The 16,524-nt window shown below is 45.6% G+C and carries 15 protein-coding genes and 2 riboswitches; all 15 genes read left to right on the top strand.

The genetic code is table 11. The annotated features are described in order from the left end of the window. The first annotated feature begins 4 nt into the window (after nucleotides 1-4). The 15 genes from SB658_RS18310 to purF all read left to right on the top strand — a co-directional run bounded on the left by SB658_RS18310 (nucleotide 5) and on the right by purF (nucleotide 16,512). Nucleotides 5-2,218, top strand: a complete 2,214-nt coding sequence (locus tag SB658_RS18310) for a DUF4129 domain-containing transglutaminase family protein (protein WP_003242683.1) — start codon at nucleotides 5-7, stop codon at nucleotides 2,216-2,218. Between the two features lie 162 nt (nucleotides 2,219-2,380). Then, nucleotides 2,381-3,922 (top strand): glutamine-hydrolyzing GMP synthase, encoded by a 1,542-nt coding sequence (gene guaA, locus SB658_RS18315; RefSeq protein WP_003244399.1) that lies wholly within the window; start codon nucleotides 2,381-2,383, stop codon nucleotides 3,920-3,922. A gap of 143 nt (nucleotides 3,923-4,065) precedes the next feature. Next, nucleotides 4,066-4,167: riboswitch (purine riboswitch) on the top strand. A gap of 135 nt (nucleotides 4,168-4,302) precedes the next feature. Next, nucleotides 4,303-5,625, top strand: a complete 1,323-nt coding sequence (gene pbuG / locus SB658_RS18320) for a hypoxanthine/guanine permease PbuG (protein ID WP_003243780.1) — start codon at nucleotides 4,303-4,305, stop codon at nucleotides 5,623-5,625. 210 nt (nucleotides 5,626-5,835) lie between these two features. Then, nucleotides 5,836-6,639 (top strand): hypothetical protein, encoded by an 804-nt coding sequence (locus SB658_RS18325; protein WP_003242783.1) that lies wholly within the window; start codon nucleotides 5,836-5,838, stop codon nucleotides 6,637-6,639. Between the two features lie 158 nt (nucleotides 6,640-6,797). After that, nucleotides 6,798-6,965 (top strand): Fur-regulated basic protein FbpA, encoded by a 168-nt coding sequence (locus SB658_RS18330; RefSeq protein WP_003244066.1) that lies wholly within the window; start codon nucleotides 6,798-6,800, stop codon nucleotides 6,963-6,965. Nucleotides 6,966-7,178: 213 nt separating this feature from the next. Continuing rightward, nucleotides 7,179-7,733, top strand: coding sequence for a DUF2179 domain-containing protein (locus SB658_RS18335; RefSeq protein WP_009966729.1), 555 nt, complete (start codon nucleotides 7,179-7,181; stop codon nucleotides 7,731-7,733). After that, nucleotides 7,733-7,930 (top strand): NETI motif-containing protein, encoded by a 198-nt coding sequence (locus tag SB658_RS18340; protein ID WP_003219403.1) that lies wholly within the window; start codon nucleotides 7,733-7,735, stop codon nucleotides 7,928-7,930. Before SB658_RS18335 ends, SB658_RS18340 begins: the two co-directional genes overlap by 1 nt. Before the next feature lie 79 nt (nucleotides 7,931-8,009). Next, nucleotides 8,010-8,111: riboswitch (purine riboswitch) on the top strand. A gap of 141 nt (nucleotides 8,112-8,252) precedes the next feature. Then, on the top strand, nucleotides 8,253-8,741 hold the full coding sequence (gene purE, locus SB658_RS18345) for a 5-(carboxyamino)imidazole ribonucleotide mutase (RefSeq protein WP_003244134.1): 489 nt from the start codon (nucleotides 8,253-8,255) through the stop codon (nucleotides 8,739-8,741). Beyond that, nucleotides 8,734-9,876, top strand: coding sequence for a 5-(carboxyamino)imidazole ribonucleotide synthase (purK, locus tag SB658_RS18350; RefSeq protein ID WP_009966735.1), 1,143 nt, complete (start codon nucleotides 8,734-8,736; stop codon nucleotides 9,874-9,876). Before purE ends, purK begins: the two co-directional genes overlap by 8 nt. Further along, complete coding sequence (gene purB / locus SB658_RS18355) at nucleotides 9,873-11,168, top strand: adenylosuccinate lyase (RefSeq protein WP_003233955.1); 1,296 nt, start codon at nucleotides 9,873-9,875, stop codon at nucleotides 11,166-11,168. Before purK ends, purB begins: the two co-directional genes overlap by 4 nt. Before the next feature lie 73 nt (nucleotides 11,169-11,241). After that, entirely contained in the window at nucleotides 11,242-11,967 is a 726-nt protein-coding gene (gene purC / locus SB658_RS18360) for a phosphoribosylaminoimidazolesuccinocarboxamide synthase (RefSeq protein ID WP_003242871.1), read from the top strand. Continuing rightward, nucleotides 11,960-12,214: a phosphoribosylformylglycinamidine synthase subunit PurS gene (gene purS / locus SB658_RS18365; protein WP_003219409.1), complete on the top strand. Its 255-nt coding sequence runs from the start codon at nucleotides 11,960-11,962 to the stop codon at nucleotides 12,212-12,214. The genes purC and purS overlap by 8 nt, the downstream gene beginning before the upstream one ends. After that, on the top strand, nucleotides 12,211-12,894 hold the full coding sequence (purQ, locus tag SB658_RS18370; RefSeq protein ID WP_003243954.1) for a phosphoribosylformylglycinamidine synthase subunit PurQ: 684 nt from the start codon (nucleotides 12,211-12,213) through the stop codon (nucleotides 12,892-12,894). The genes purS and purQ overlap by 4 nt, the downstream gene beginning before the upstream one ends. Further along, nucleotides 12,878-15,106 (top strand): phosphoribosylformylglycinamidine synthase subunit PurL, encoded by a 2,229-nt coding sequence (gene purL / locus SB658_RS18375; protein WP_003244429.1) that lies wholly within the window; start codon nucleotides 12,878-12,880, stop codon nucleotides 15,104-15,106. The genes purQ and purL overlap by 17 nt, the downstream gene beginning before the upstream one ends. After that, the gene (gene purF / locus SB658_RS18380) at nucleotides 15,082-16,512 is read left to right on the top strand and encodes an amidophosphoribosyltransferase (RefSeq protein WP_003233947.1); all 1,431 of its coding nucleotides are present in this window, start codon (nucleotides 15,082-15,084) and stop codon (nucleotides 16,510-16,512) included. The genes purL and purF overlap by 25 nt, the downstream gene beginning before the upstream one ends. Nucleotides 16,513-16,524: the final 12 nt, after the last annotated feature.

A 16,524-nucleotide genomic window follows, 5' to 3' on the forward strand; every position in this document is an offset into this window, starting at 1 on the left:
TCACATGCCGCACGATGATCACAAGGGAAGCCGTTTGAGCTTGCTGTTATTTTATTTTCTGGCTTTTTTATTGCTGTGGGAGTGGCTTAGGCCGCTTGACAGTTTTACTGAAACGAAACATACAGGCTTTTTTAGTGTCTTTATCGGCTTGACGTTTCTGCTGACTTTTTTCAGGATGAGGTGGTTTGTCACCGTTCCTTTTTGTGTCATATTTACATTGATCTCGATACACATCCTGTTTTATCAAGGATCTATATTCGACTTGAGCTGGGTCAGCTCTTTTTTGCAGGATGTCTATCTGAATATCACGCTGATTCAATCAGGGCAATGGAATGACATGATTCCTTCATTTCGGACCCTGCTGTTTTTTGTGCTGCTGTGGCTGCTGGTCTATCTCCTGCATTATTGGGTGATTTACCAGAGAAGAATTTTGTTTTTCTTTTTGATGACAGTAGCGTATATTACGATTCTTGATACCTTTACGCCATATGATGCCACTTTTGCCGTAATCCGTATCGTGCTGATCGGCTTCTTTATGCTGGGCCTTTTATACTTGGAACGCATTAAGCTGATGGAAAGAATCACACTGCCAAAAACATCTGTCCTGAAATGGTTTCTTCCTTTATCTGTATTGGTTTTGGCTGCAACGGGATTCGGACTCGCCGCTCCAAAATCAGAGCCGGCTTGGCCTGATCCGGTGCCTTTTCTTAAAAAAATCACTCATCAAGACCGCGTGTCTGCAGGGGAAAGCAAAATCGGATACGGGAATCATGATGAATCACTCGGCGGCCCGTTCCAGCAGGATGCTACACCTGTTTTTACATGGCAGGGAAAAGAGCGTACGTATTTCCGTGTGGAAACGAAGGACACGTATACCGGAAAAGGCTGGATTGAAACAGACACAGGCATGTCGTATCAGCTTAGCAATGGAAAAGTTGAAAATCTGTGGTTTGACCATAAGGTTGCGACAGAGCGCCGCACCGTCCGTGTAAAAGTCGATAAGCACTACGGGTATAACCATCTGATGTATCCGATTGGTGCGGAAACCATTCAGCCAAAGCAGGCTGTCTCACTTGAAATGAACGGCAACACGGAGCAAATTTCTCCGATCAGTGAACAAGCCGGTGAAATCAGAAATATGGGGAATTATACAGTAACGTACAATTCCCCGGTCTATAAGCTGGATGAACTGAGAAAGGTAAAAGTGAGAAAAAACAGTGAGGAGTACACATTCAGCGATCGCTACATGCAGCTTCCAGATTCACTGCCAGAGCGGGTGAGAACCCTTGCGATCAAACTGACTCAGGATCACGACAATATGTTTGATAAGGTGAAAGCGGTTGAGGACTATTTAGGGTCAAATGCGTTCACATATGAAACAGAAAACGTGACCATTCCGAAGAATGATGAAGATTATGTCGATCAATTTCTCTTTGAAACGAAAATGGGTTATTGTGATAACTTTTCTTCCGCCATGGTGGTGCTCTTGCGCTCGGCCGGCATTCCGGCCCGCTGGGTAAAGGGTTATACGTCCGGCGAATACAAAGAAGCAGGGAACAAAAATGGCAGCATTTACGAAGTGACAAATAACAATGCCCATTCCTGGGTAGAGGTGTATTTCCCGGAACAGGGCTGGGTTACATTTGAGCCGACTAAAGGGTTTACAAATCCGGCTCAATTTACATCTTCTGACACAAAAGACTCTGGCAGCGATAGCAGCAGCTCGCCGAAGAAAGCAAAAGAGAAACAGAAAGAAGAGAAAAAACAGCCGCAAAAAGAGGAAAAACAAAAGGAAAAGCGGGAGCCAGCTGTTTCTAAAAAGCCGTCCGCTTCGCATACTAATGCCGGTGCGGGCTTGTATGCAGCGCTTGCGGTTCTTGCAGTCCTCCTGGTGGCAGCTGTATTGCTGTATGTTTTCCGCTCGTTATGGATTCCTGTTTTCGCCGTGAGGAAATTGAAGCGGCGCAGTGATCAGCACGCGTTTTTTGAGGCATATGGCGCGCTGCTGAAACAACTGAAGAGAAAAGGACTGCCGAAACGAGACAGTGAAACGCTGCGTGATTATGCAAAACGAATTGATGAAAAATACGACATAGAAGACATGTCAAAGCTGACATTAAGCTATGAAAGGGCGCTTTACAGAAATGAAGATTCTTCGGCGCTATGGAATGATTCGAGAGAGTTATGGGAAAATTTAATTAAAAGAAGATGGTCTTGACCGCTTATCGACGTGTTGTTAGAATTAGTGAATATTATCGGAGTCTGGGAGCGAGTTGGCCTGACTCCGGCAAACGGCCTTGCCAAAGAGGGCGGAGCGAGCTTCATATCTGTCCTCGTTTTTTTCTGTGTCAAAAAACTTAGAGGAGATTAGGTGACAACCATGACAAAGTTAGTGAATGAAATGATTCTTGTCCTTGATTTCGGCAGTCAGTATAACCAGCTGATTACACGCCGTATCCGTGAATTCGGTGTTTACAGCGAGCTGCATCCACATACATTGACGGCTGAAGAAATTAAAAAAATGAATCCAAAAGGAATTATTTTATCCGGCGGTCCAAACAGTGTGTATGATGAAAACTCTTTCCGCTGTGACGAGAAAATCTTCGAGCTTGATATTCCTGTTTTGGGAATTTGCTACGGCATGCAGCTGATGACTCATTACCTTGGCGGTAAAGTTGAAGCGGCAAGCCAGCGTGAATACGGAAAAGCAAACATCCGCATCGAAGGCACACCTGATTTGTTCAGAGATCTTCCGAATGAACAAGTGGTTTGGATGAGCCACGGCGATTTGGTTGTAGAAGTTCCTGAAGGCTTCACTGTTGACGCGACAAGCCATCACTGCCCGAACTCAGCAATGAGCAAAGCGGACAAAAAATGGTATGGCGTTCAGTTCCACCCGGAAGTGCGCCACTCTGAATACGGCAATGATCTTCTGAAAAACTTTGTATTCGGTGTTTGCGAATGCGAAGGCGAATGGTCAATGGAGAACTTTATCGAAATCGAAATGCAAAAAATCCGTGAAACGGTCGGAGACAAACAGGTTCTTTGCGCGCTAAGCGGCGGCGTTGATTCCTCTGTTGTTGCTGTTTTGATTCATAAAGCGATCGGCGACCAGCTGACTTGTATCTTTGTAGACCATGGTCTTCTCCGTAAAGGCGAAGCTGAGGGTGTTATGAAAACATTCAGCGAAGGCTTTAACATGAATGTGATTAAAGTAGACGCAAAAGATCGATTCTTAAACAAACTAAAAGGCGTTTCTGATCCTGAGCAAAAACGCAAAATCATCGGTAATGAATTCATTTACGTGTTTGATGATGAAGCGGACAAGCTCAAAGGCATCGACTACCTTGCACAAGGTACGCTTTACACAGATATCATCGAGAGCGGTACAGCAACGGCGCAAACGATCAAATCTCACCACAATGTCGGCGGACTTCCTGAAGACATGCAGTTTGAGCTGATCGAGCCGTTAAATACGCTCTTCAAAGACGAAGTGCGCGCGCTTGGCACAGAGCTCGGCATTCCGGATGAAATCGTATGGCGTCAGCCGTTCCCAGGACCGGGACTCGGAATCCGCGTTCTTGGCGAAGTAACAGAAGAAAAACTTGAAATCGTTCGTGAATCAGATGCAATCTTGCGTGAAGAAATTGCAAATCACGGCTTAGAGCGTGATATCTGGCAATACTTCACTGTTCTTCCTGACATCCGCAGCGTTGGTGTTATGGGTGACGCAAGAACATATGATTACACAATCGGAATCCGCGCCGTTACATCAATCGACGGCATGACATCTGACTGGGCGCGTATCCCGTGGGATGTGCTTGAAGTCATTTCGACACGTATCGTAAACGAAGTGAAGCACATTAACCGCGTGGTGTATGATATTACAAGTAAGCCGCCTGCGACGATTGAGTGGGAATAAGAATCAATTAATGGAAACCATCTTTTTGGCAATTTTGCCGGGAAGATGGTTTTATTTGTTTATTACGAACAAAATCCGATTTTGCGCGACTATTGTTCGCTTTTTGTATTGTTTTTTCAAAATGAACTTGGTACAATAGACACAGAAATCAAATAAGATGAATTCGTATAATCGCGGGAATATGGCTCGCAAGTCTCTACCAAGCTACCGTAAATGGCTTGACTACGTAAACATTTCTTTCGTTTGATATAAATAAAACACGGTTATTTATTCAAACTGAAATCCGTCTGTAGTCAAGCGTCCCAAAATGTATTGGGACGTTTTTTATTTGGCGTTTTCAGGACAGAATAAATAGCAAAGAGTGAAGGGAGTCAAATAGCTTGAAAACGTTTTTTCAGTTTGATGAGCTGGGCACCAGCTATCGCAATGAAATCATTGGCGGATTAACGACTTTTTTATCTATGGCATATATTTTGTTCGTCAATCCGATTACGCTTGCTTTGGAGAGCGTGAAAGATTTTCCGGAGGCGCTGAGAATTGACCAGGGTGCGGTCTTTACGGCGACAGCGCTGGCGTCTGCAGCAGGCTGTATCTTAATGGGATTAATAGCGAGATATCCGATTGCCATCGCGCCGGGTATGGGGCTGAACGCGTTTTTTGCGTTTTCTGTTGTCCTTGGTATGGGTATTTCATGGCAGGCAGCTTTGTCCGGTGTTTTTATTTCAGGTCTTATTTTCGTTGCTCTTTCTTTAACAGGTTTTCGTGAAAAAATCATCAACGCCATTCCGCCTGAGCTGAAATTGGCAGTCGGTGCGGGGATCGGCCTGTTTATTACATTTGTTGGATTACAAGGTTCAGGAATCATTACAGCGAATCCTTCTACGCTCGTCACGATCGGAAACATTCACAGCGGTCCTGTGCTGTTAACGATTTTCGGTGTGATTGTCACGGTTATTTTAATGGTGCTTCGCGTGAACGCAGGCGTGTTTATCGGGATGCTATTAACAGCGGTAGCCGGCATGATTTTCGGTTTGGTTCCGGTTCCGACTCAAATTATCGGCAGTGTGCCAAGCCTTGCGCCGACTTTCGGACAAGCGTGGATTCACCTCCCGGATATTTTCTCTGTACAAATGCTGATCGTTATTTTAACATTCTTGTTTGTCGGATTTTTTGATACAGCTGGTACACTTGTTGCTGTGGCAACACAAGCTGGTTTAATGAAGGAAAACAAATTGCCGCGTGCGGGCCGTGCGCTTTTAGCTGATTCATCTTCTATTGTGATCGGTGCCGTGCTTGGTACGTCTACAACAACTTCTTACGTGGAATCAAGCTCAGGTGTCGCTGCGGGTGCCCGGTCAGGATTTGCCGCAATTGTAACAGGGATTCTCTTTTTACTGGCTACGTTTTTCTCGCCGCTCCTATCAGTCGTTACGTCAAATGTAACAGCGCCGGCGCTTATTATTGTTGGTGCATTGATGGTGGCGCCGCTTGGCAAAATCGCTTGGGATAAGTTCGAAGTGGCCGTTCCTGCTTTCCTTACCATGATCATGATGCCGTTAACGTACAGCATCGCGACTGGTATTGCCATCGGATTTATTTTCTATCCGATTACAATGGTGTGCAAAGGAAAAGCAAAAGAGGTTCATCCAATCATGTACGGGCTGTTTGTCGTATTTATCCTGTACTTTATCTTCTTAAAATAAGGAATGAAAAACCAGCTGCACTGGCAGCTGGTTTTTTTGTTGCAAAAGATAAAACCATTTCATACGATATACCGTCATGTAGATGTGCCGCCATGCTTTACTTAAATGGAAATGACTTGACTGTTCAGGAAGGCTTCGGTACCTTATATAAGTGTTTTATTTTCTTGCTGAATGGTATTCCGCCGTATTTTTTTGATAGGAGTTGCTGACATGACGGAAGAAAGAAAAGAAACGTTTGAAGAAGAAATTAACCAGAGTGAAAGAATAGATGCAGATGAAGAACCGCTATCGAGAATGTCCAGAAAGGCGAGCCGGCAAAGCAAGCAGAAGCAAAAACAAAAGCAGAAACCGCGCCAGGAACGCGGTGAATCAACTGTTAAAGACAAGCTTGCGTCTGTTTGGGCAGCCATCAACAGATATTGCGGTTTTGCGTTCTCGATTTTAAAATCTCCGGCGAAAACTGTCGTAACGGATGGTTTTTCTCATTATAAGTACGGTCTGATTTCAATGCTTATATTCAGTATCATTTTTTCAATTGGGAATTGGTTTCAGTTAAAGGCAAGCTGGAATCGGCCGCTCGGTTTCGGAGAACGCCATCATGCTTTCTATGACGGGTTTTTAGTTGTTCTTGTGTATTTGCTGATCTTTTTCGCGGTAATGGTCTTTGCTATATGGGCTGTCTCCCGCTATATGATGAAGCAGAAGGTGACGTTCAGAGAAGCGGCTGCCGTATTGGGTTCATTGCTTGTACCCGTAATTGCTGTTTCAATCCTTTGGCTGATCTTTGCGATCGTAAATATCCCAATGCTGACAGTACTGTTTACGGTGCTGATCTTGTTTTCCATCTTTTTTATCATCGCGCTGTATGTACAGCGTGTGTACCAGGCGGCACAAGATGCACCAATTGATTATATCTATTGTGTATTTGCAGTAGTTGCGATAGCGCTGCTGTTTACGGCAGTGACTTGGCCGTTTATTTCTGAATATATTACGGCGTCGTTGATTCCGCTTTAATGAAAAAACCGGCTAATCCTAGCCGGTTTTTTTATGTCACACTTTTTACAAATATATCTAAAAAACATAGTTGATTTGTAGGATTAACCCGTGTATGATGGGGAAAATGCTGAAAACGTCCAGCGCAAAAACCTTTATGTTTAAGGAGGATGATGGACATGGCTGATGTACTTCGCCGAGCAATTAACCAAAAGAAGCAATTTTTAAAAACCAAATTACTGCTCTCGGAATTTTATCAAGGAAGAGGGGAACAGCTTGCTGACTACACGCTGAGTGAGCTTGAGAAAGAATACAAGTCCCTTCAGAAAATGAAAAAAGAGATCTGACAATAGATATAAAGAGGTGAGTCTGCTGAAAAGCGGGCTTTTTTGTTTTGATTTTGAAAAGGCGAGAAAGAGGGTAAACTACTACTGTTCAACACATAAAAGCGTGTCGAAATATTTTGCTTAAGCTTACGGGCGAAGCTGATTGTAAACGGCTCATTTCTCTAGTAGAATATGAATGCTTTGTGCAAGCTGAAGAGTAGGGGGATGAATAAAATGATGCAAACCATCTTATCAAATGGGATAGCCATGGTTCTCATAATTCTCATTATTAATATTGTCTATGTGTCATTTTTTACGATAAGAATGATTTTAACGCTGAAAGGACAGCGTTATTTAGCGGCCGGCATCAGTACGATTGAAATACTGGTTTATGTGACAGGACTGAGTCTGGTGCTCGATAACTTAGACCAGATTCAAAATGTGATCGCGTACGCGCTCGGTTACGGTCTTGGCGTAATTGTCGGCATGAAAATAGAAGAAAAATTGGCGCTTGGCTATATTATGGTCAATGTGATTACGAAGGAGCTCGATCTTGATCTTCCGAAGCAGCTCCGTGAAAAAGGCTACGGCGTGACAAACTGGGTGGCAGGCGGGCTTGAAGGCGACCGCACAGCCCTTCAGATCCTGACGCCGAGAAGATATGAACTCCAGCTATATGATACGATTAAAACACTTGATTCAAAAGCCTTTATTATTGCGTACGAACCAAAAACAATCCACGGCGGCTTCTGGGTCAAAGCGGTGAAGAAGAGGAGAATTAAAGAATAATGGCAAAGCCGAAGAAGAAAAAGTTTGAAGTGACAGAGCAGCAAACGATTGATGCGGTGCTTCAGCAAATGAAAGAAGAAGGATATCTGCCTGTAAGGCGAATGGAAGAGCCTATTTTTATGGAAAAAAAGGAAAATGGGTCAATTCAGATCGTTCCGTGCGGGAAAAAAATCGTATTTGAAGGGAAATTGATCTAAAACACGAACATTAGTAGAATGAATTTTTGTATCGTTCGATAATATCGTTGACATTATCCATGTCCGTTGTTAAGATAAACATGAAATCAAAACACGACCTCATATAATCTTGGGAATATGGCCCATAAGTTTCTACCCGGCAACCGTAAATTGCCGGACTATGCAGGAAAGTGATCGATAAAACTGACATGGATATATCGCAGAAGCGAACGACTGACGATACATGTACCATGCCCGGTTTGTATTGCTTCCTCATAAGTGCAATGCAGAGCGGGTATTTTTTATTTTCTGAAAACAAAAGCATTAGAAGGTGGGGAACAGAATGCAGCCGCTAGTAGGAATCATCATGGGAAGCACTTCCGATTGGGAGACAATGAAACACGCATGCGACATACTTGACGAACTCAATGTTCCGTACGAAAAAAAGGTCGTTTCCGCTCACCGGACGCCTGATTTCATGTTTGAATATGCTGAAACTGCTAGAGAAAGAGGCATCAAGGTGATTATTGCCGGTGCCGGAGGAGCGGCGCATCTGCCAGGGATGACGGCTGCGAAAACAACACTGCCAGTCATTGGAGTTCCGGTTCAGTCCAAGGCGCTGAACGGAATGGATTCACTTCTTTCCATCGTCCAAATGCCTGGAGGCGTGCCTGTTGCGACAACATCCATCGGCAAAGCGGGTGCTGTGAACGCAGGCCTGTTAGCGGCGCAAATTTTGTCAGCATTTGACGAAGACCTTGCCCGTAAGCTGGATGAGAGAAGAGAAAATACAAAACAGACAGTGTTAGAAAGCAGTGATCAGCTTGTCTAAACAAATCATCTATCCGGGAGCTGTAATCGGCATTATCGGCGGCGGCCAGCTTGGGAAAATGATGGCTGTGTCCGCCAAACAAATGGGGTATAAAGTCGCGGTCGTTGATCCGGTGAAAGATTCGCCGTGCGGGCAGGTTGCGGATGTCGAAATTACCGCTCATTATAATGACCGTGAAGCGATTCGAAAATTGGCTGAAATCAGCGATATCATCACATATGAGTTTGAAAACATCGACTATGATGCGCTGCATTGGCTAAAAGATCATGCGTATCTCCCGCAAGGAAGTGAGCTGCTGCTTATTACCCAAAACCGTGAAACAGAGAAAAAAGCAATTCAATCCGCGGGCTGTGAAGTCGCACCGTACAGCATCGTCAAAACAAAGAATGAATTGAAACAGGCAGTACAGGAGCTCAGGCTTCCGGCAGTGCTGAAAACATGCCGCGGCGGGTACGACGGCAAAGGCCAATTTGTGATAAAAGAAGAGGCGCAAATGGAGCAGGCAGCCGCTCTGTTAGAACACGGAACTTGCATTCTTGAAAGCTGGGTTTCTTTTAAAATGGAACTGTCGGTGATCGTCGTTAGATCGGTAAACGGTGAAATTTCAACATTTCCGACAGCTGAAAACATTCACCACAACAATATTCTTTTCCAAAGCATCGTGCCCGCACGGGTAGAGAAAGGGATTCAGCAGAAGGCTGCTGATCTCGCAGTTAAGCTTGCAGATGAGCTTAACCTTGTCGGACCGCTTGCTGTTGAGATGTTCCTGACAGAGGACGGAGAGCTTTTGGTCAATGAACTGGCGCCAAGACCGCACAATTCAGGGCATTATACGCTGGACCTTTGCGAGACGAGCCAGTTTGAGCAGCATATCAGAGCGGTATGCGGGCTTCCGCTTGGGAAGACAGATTTGCTGAAGCCGGGCATGATGGTGAATCTTCTCGGCGATGAAGTGAAGCTTGTTGAGGAAGACCCGGAGCTTTTAAAAGAGGCAAAGCTATATATATACGGAAAACATGAAATCAAAAAAGGCCGCAAAATGGGGCATATTACATTTATGAAGCAGCCTGAAGACGAATGGATTCAGGAGATCACAAATAAATGGATGAATAGAGACGGAGGACAAGCAGAATGATCGAACGTTATTCAAGACCTGAAATGTCCGCGATTTGGACGGATGAAAACAGATTTCAAGCATGGTTAGAGGTTGAAATTCTTGCCTGTGAAGCGTGGGCGGAGCTTGGCGTCATTCCGAAAGAAGATGTAAAGGTTATGCGCGAAAACGCGTCATTTGACATCAACCGCATTTTAGAAATCGAAAAGGACACGCGCCATGACGTTGTCGCTTTTACGCGCGCTGTATCCGAATCACTGGGCGAAGAAAGAAAATGGGTGCATTACGGCTTAACGTCAACTGACGTTGTTGATACGGCTCTTTCCTACTTATTAAAACAGGCAAACGATATTTTGCTCAAGGATCTTGAGAGATTTGTTGACATTATAAAAGAAAAAGCGAAAGAACATAAATACACAGTCATGATGGGGCGCACACACGGCGTACACGCTGAGCCTACAACATTCGGCTTAAAACTTGCGCTTTGGCATGAAGAAATGAAACGTAATCTTGAGCGCTTCAAACAAGCGAAAGCAGGCATCGAGGTTGGAAAGATTTCCGGTGCTGTCGGCACATATGCGAACATTGATCCATTTGTTGAACAATATGTCTGTGAGAAGCTCGGATTGAAAGCAGCACCGATTTCCACTCAAACCCTTCAGCGTGACCGCCATGCTGACTATATGGCAACACTTGCTTTGATCGCGACAAGCATCGAGAAATTCGCTGTGGAAATCCGCGGACTGCAAAAGAGTGAAACACGTGAAGTAGAGGAATTTTTCGCGAAAGGGCAAAAGGGTTCATCTGCAATGCCGCATAAACGAAATCCGATTGGCTCTGAAAACATGACAGGCATGGCGCGCGTGATCCGCGGCTACATGATGACAGCTTACGAAAATGTTCCATTATGGCATGAGCGCGATATTTCTCATTCTTCAGCAGAACGAATTATTCTTCCGGATGCGACAATTGCGCTGAACTACATGCTGAACCGCTTCTCCAACATCGTGAAGAACTTAACGGTCTTCCCGGAAAACATGAAGCGCAACATGGACCGCACTCTCGGCCTTATCTATTCTCAGCGTGTGCTCCTTGCTTTGATTGACACAGGCCTGACTCGTGAAGAAGCCTATGATACAGTTCAGCCGAAAGCAATGGAAGCGTGGGAAAAACAAGTGCCGTTCCGCGAGCTTGTGGAAGCGGAAGAGAAAATCACGTCACGTCTTTCTCCAGAAAAAATTGCTGACTGCTTTGATTACAATTACCATCTGAAAAATGTTGATCTGATCTTTGAACGTTTAGGTTTAGCATAGAAGAAGCTTTTAGCGGCTTCTTCTAAGCCGCCGCAGTTTGAAAATTCCCAACATTCGGGTTAGGAGGCCTTCCGTGAATATTGTGAAGAATGAACTTTTATACGAAGGAAAAGCAAAAAAGATCTACAAAACCGATGACGAAAACACGCTGTATGTCGTGTATAAAGACTCCGCCACTGCCTTTAACGGCGAGAAAAAAGCAGAAATCAGCGGAAAAGGGCGCTTAAATAATGAAATTTCAAGCCTCATTTTCAAACACCTTCATGCTAAGGGCATTAACAATCATTTTATCGAGCGCATTTCGGAAACGGAGCAGCTCATTAAAAAGGTAACGATTGTGCCGCTTGAAGTCGTGGTAAGAAATGTTGTGGCAGGAAGCATGTCCAAACGTCTCGGCATTCCAGAAGGCACGGAGCTTGAGCAGCCGATTATCGAGTTTTACTACAAGGATGACGCGCTGGGTGATCCGCTCATCACAGAAGATCATATTTGGCTTTTGAAGGCGGCGACTCCTGAGCAGGTAGAAACCATTAAGTCCATTACAACAATAGTAAATGAAGAGCTTCAAAGCATCTTCGACGATTGTCATGTCAGATTAATAGATTTCAAGCTTGAATTCGGTTTAGATGCAGAAGGGCAAGTGCTTTTGGCGGATGAAATATCTCCTGACACATGCCGCTTGTGGGATAAAGAAACGAACGAAAAGCTGGACAAAGATTTATTCAGACGCAATCTGGGAAGCTTAACCGACGCATACGAAGAGATTTTCAATAGACTGGGAGGCATTCATCATGTATAAAGTAAAAGTTTATGTCAGCTTAAAAGAAAGTGTACTAGATCCACAAGGGAGCGCTGTCCAGCATGCCTTGCACAGTATGACTTACAACGAAGTTCAAGATGTGCGCATCGGGAAATACATGGAGCTTACCATTGAAAAATCTGACCGTGATCTTGACGTGCTAGTGAAAGAAATGTGCGAAAAACTTCTTGCGAACACAGTGATTGAAGATTATAGATATGAGGTTGAGGAGGTAGTCGCACAGTGAAATTTGCGGTGATTGTGTTACCCGGCTCCAACTGTGATATCGATATGTATCATGCTGTAAAGGATGAGCTCGGCCATGAAGTGGAATACGTCTGGCATGAGGAAACAAGCCTTGACGGCTTCGACGGCGTGTTAATTCCGGGAGGATTTTCTTACGGCGATTACTTAAGATGCGGCGCCATCGCCCGATTTGCGAATATTATGCCAGCTGTCAAACAAGCAGCGGCTGAAGGAAAACCTGTTCTTGGCGTCTGTAACGGATTCCAGATTTTACAGGAGCTTGGGCTGCTGCCAGGCGCAATGAGACGCAACAAAGATCTGAAGTTCATTTGCCGTCCGGTTGAATTGATTGTTCAGAACGACGAAACCTTATTCACAGCTTCCTACGAAAAGGGAGAATCGATTACAATCCCGGTTGCCCATGGTGAAGGGAATTTCTACTGTGATGACGAGACGCTTGCTACATTAAAGGAAAACAATCAAATTGCTTTCACATACGGCTCTAATATTAATGGAAGTGTCAGCGACATTGCCGGTGTCGTGAATGAGAAAGGCAATGTATTAGGCATGATGCCTCACCCTGAGCGCGCGGTCGATGAACTGCTTGGAAGCGCCGACGGTCTTAAATTGTTCCAGTCTATCGTGAAAAATTGGAGGGAAACTCATGTCACTACTGCTTGAACCAAGTAAAGAACAAATAAAAGAAGAGAAACTGTATCAGCAAATGGGTGTCAGTGATGATGAGTTTGCATTGATAGAATCCATTCTTGGAAGATTGCCGAACTACACAGAAATCGGAATTTTTTCTGTCATGTGGTCTGAGCATTGCAGCTATAAAAACTCAAAGCCGATTCTGCGTAAATTCCCGACAAGCGGCGAGCGTGTGCTGCAGGGGCCGGGGGAAGGCGCCGGAATCGTTGATATCGGTGATAACCAAGCGGTTGTGTTCAAAATTGAATCACATAACCACCCATCAGCTCTCGAGCCTTACCAAGGCGCTGCGACTGGCGTAGGCGGAATTATCCGTGATGTATTCTCAATGGGTGCACGCCCAATCGCTGTATTGAACTCTCTTCGATTTGGTGAACTGACTTCACCCCGCGTGAAGTACTTGTTTGAAGAAGTAGTAGCGGGTATCGCCGGATACGGCAACTGTATCGGCATCCCGACAGTCGGCGGAGAAGTGCAGTTTGACAGCAGCTATGAAGGAAATCCGCTCGTCAACGCAATGTGCGTCGGTTTAATCAACCATGAAGACATCAAAAAAGGCCAGGCAAAGGGTGTCGGCAACACAGTAATGTACGTAGGAGCGAAAACAGGGCGTGACGGCATCCACGGCGCTACGTTTGCTTCTGAAGAAATGTCAGACTCGTCTGAAGAAAAGCGTTCTGCTGTCCAAGTCGGCGATCCGTTTATGGAGAAGCTTTTGCTTGAAGCATGTCTGGAAGTCATCCAATGCGACGCCTTAGTCGGCATTCAGGATATGGGAGCTGCCGGTTTAACAAGCTCAAGTGCAGAAATGGCAAGTAAAGCCGGTTCTGGCATTGAAATGAATCTTGACCTGATTCCTCAGCGCGAAACAGGCATGACCGCGTATGAAATGATGCTTTCTGAATCACAAGAACGGATGCTTTTGGTTATTGAGCGCGGACGTGAGCAGGAAATCATCGATATTTTTGACAAGTATGATCTTGAAGCGGTTTCTGTCGGACATGTGACAGATGATAAAATGCTTCGCCTGACACATAAAGGAGAGGTTGTGTGCGAGCTGCCTGTTGATGCCTTGGCAGAAGAAGCACCGGTTTACCATAAGCCTTCTCAAGAGCCTGCTTACTATCGCGAGTTTTTGGAAACAGACGTTCCGGCTCCGCAAATTGAAGATGCGAATGAAATGCTGAAGGCCCTTCTTCAGCAGCCGACGATTGCGAGTAAAGAGTGGGTTTATGATCAGTATGACTACATGGTGCGCACGAATACAGTTGTCGCTCCTGGGTCTGATGCTGGTGTTCTCAGAATCCGCGGAACGAAAAAGGCGCTGGCGATGACGACAGACTGTAACGCGCGTTATCTCTATCTTGATCCTGAAGTCGGAGGGAAAATTGCTGTCGCTGAAGCAGCGCGCAACATCATTTGCTCAGGCGCAGAACCGCTTGCGGTGACAGATAACCTTAACTTCGGAAACCCTGAGAAGCCGGAAATCTTCTGGCAGATCGAAAAAGCGGCAGACGGCATAAGCGAAGCGTGCAATGTTCTCAGCACTCCGGTTATCGGCGGTAACGTATCGCTTTATAACGAATCAAACGGCACGGCGATCTATCCGACACCAGTTATCGGCATGGTCGGCCTAATTGAAGATACAGCGCACATTACAACACAGCATTTCAAACAAGCAGGAGATCTCGTATACGTGATCGGCGAAACAAAACCAGAGTTTGCCGGAAGCGAGCTGCAAAAAATGACAGAAGGCCGTATTTACGGCAAAGCGCCGCAAATCGATCTTGATGTCGAGCTGTCTCGTCAAAAAGCACTGCTTGACGCGATTAAAAAAGGCTTCGTTCAATCTGCGCATGATGTGTCTGAAGGCGGCTTAGGCGTAGCGATTGCGGAAAGTGTCATGACGACGGAAAACCTTGGCGCTAATGTGACTGTAGAAGGGGAAGCGGCGTTATTATTCTCTGAATCTCAATCCCGCTTCGTCGTTTCAGTGAAAAAAGAACATCAAGCTGCGTTTGAAGCAACTGTCAAAGATGCGGTTCATATTGGTGAGGTAACAGCTGACGGAATTCTGGCGATTCAAAACCAAGACGGACAACAAATGATTCATGCGCAAACGAAAGAGCTTGAACGCGTATGGAAAGGAGCTATCCCATGCTTGCTGAAATCAAAGGCTTAAATGAAGAATGCGGCGTTTTTGGGATTTGGGGACATGAAGAAGCCCCGCAGATCACGTATTACGGTCTCCACAGCCTTCAGCACCGAGGACAGGAGGGTGCTGGCATCGTAGCGACTGACGGTGAAAAGCTGACGGCTCACAAAGGCCAAGGGCTGATCACTGAAGTATTTCAAAACGGCGAACTCAGCAAAGTAAAGGGAAAAGGCGCTATCGGGCACGTTCGGTACGCAACGGCTGGAGGCGGCGGATACGAAAATGTTCAGCCGCTCCTCTTCCGTTCCCAAAACAACGGCAGCCTGGCGCTTGCTCATAACGGAAATCTTGTCAATGCCACTCAGCTGAAGCAGCAGCTTGAAAATCAAGGGAGCATCTTTCAAACCTCTTCGGATACAGAGGTTTTGGCTCACCTGATCAAAAGAAGCGGACACTTCACGCTGAAGGATCAAATTAAAAACTCGCTTTCTATGCTGAAAGGCGCCTACGCGTTCCTGATCATGACCGAAACAGAAATGATTGTCGCACTTGATCCGAACGGGCTGAGACCGCTATCCATCGGCATGATGGGCGATGCTTATGTGGTCGCATCAGAAACATGCGCATTTGACGTCGTCGGCGCAACGTACCTTCGCGAGGTAGAGCCGGGGGAAATGCTGATCATTAATGATGAAGGCATGAAATCAGAGCGTTTTTCCATGAATATCAATCGTTCCATTTGCAGCATGGAGTACATTTATTTCTCCAGACCAGACAGCAATATTGACGGTATTAATGTGCACAGTGCCCGTAAAAACCTTGGGAAAATGCTGGCTCAGGAATCCGCAGTTGAAGCTGACGTCGTAACCGGGGTTCCGGATTCCAGTATTTCAGCGGCGATCGGCTATGCAGAGGCAACAGGCATTCCGTATGAGCTTGGCTTAATCAAAAACCGTTATGTTGGCAGAACGTTTATTCAGCCGTCCCAGGCTCTGCGTGAGCAAGGCGTCAGAATGAAGCTGTCTGCGGTGCGCGGGGTTGTAGAAGGCAAACGCGTCGTGATGGTGGATGACTCTATCGTACGCGGAACAACTAGCCGCCGGATTGTCACGATGCTTAGAGAAGCGGGTGCGACAGAGGTGCATGTGAAAATCAGTTCACCGCCGATCGCTCATCCGTGCTTTTATGGCATTGATACTTCCACACATGAAGAACTGATCGCGTCTTCGCATTCTGTTGAAGAAATCCGTCAGGAAATCGGAGCCGATACCCTCTCATTTTTGAGTGTGGAAGGGCTGCTGAAAGGCATCGGCAGAAAATACGATGACTCGAATTGCGGACAGTGTCTCGCTTGCTTTACAGGAAAATATCCGACTGAAATTTACCAGGATACAGTGCTTCCTCACGTAAAAGAAGCAGTATTAACCAAATAAAACTTGAAAAAT

It is taken from the genome of Bacillus sp. SIMBA_008, from assembly GCF_046535495.1.
Lineage (GTDB): Bacteria > Bacillota > Bacilli > Bacillales > Bacillaceae > Bacillus > Bacillus subtilis.

Coding starts and splice junctions, on each gene's coding strand:
- SB658_RS18310 (WP_003242683.1), top strand. CDS start 5: ATGCCGCACGATGATCACAAGGGAAGCCGTTTGAGCTTGCTGTTATTT.
- guaA (WP_003244399.1), top strand. CDS start 2,381: ATGACAAAGTTAGTGAATGAAATGATTCTTGTCCTTGATTTCGGCAGT.
- SB658_RS18325 (WP_003242783.1), top strand. CDS start 5,836: ATGACGGAAGAAAGAAAAGAAACGTTTGAAGAAGAAATTAACCAGAGT.
- SB658_RS18330 (WP_003244066.1), top strand. CDS start 6,798: ATGGCTGATGTACTTCGCCGAGCAATTAACCAAAAGAAGCAATTTTTA.
- SB658_RS18335 (WP_009966729.1), top strand. CDS start 7,179: ATGATGCAAACCATCTTATCAAATGGGATAGCCATGGTTCTCATAATT.
- SB658_RS18340 (WP_003219403.1), top strand. CDS start 7,733: ATGGCAAAGCCGAAGAAGAAAAAGTTTGAAGTGACAGAGCAGCAAACG.
- purE (WP_003244134.1), top strand. CDS start 8,253: ATGCAGCCGCTAGTAGGAATCATCATGGGAAGCACTTCCGATTGGGAG.
- purB (WP_003233955.1), top strand. CDS start 9,873: ATGATCGAACGTTATTCAAGACCTGAAATGTCCGCGATTTGGACGGAT.
- purS (WP_003219409.1), top strand. CDS start 11,960: ATGTATAAAGTAAAAGTTTATGTCAGCTTAAAAGAAAGTGTACTAGAT.
- purL (WP_003244429.1), top strand. CDS start 12,878: ATGTCACTACTGCTTGAACCAAGTAAAGAACAAATAAAAGAAGAGAAA.
- purF (WP_003233947.1), top strand. CDS start 15,082: ATGCTTGCTGAAATCAAAGGCTTAAATGAAGAATGCGGCGTTTTTGGG.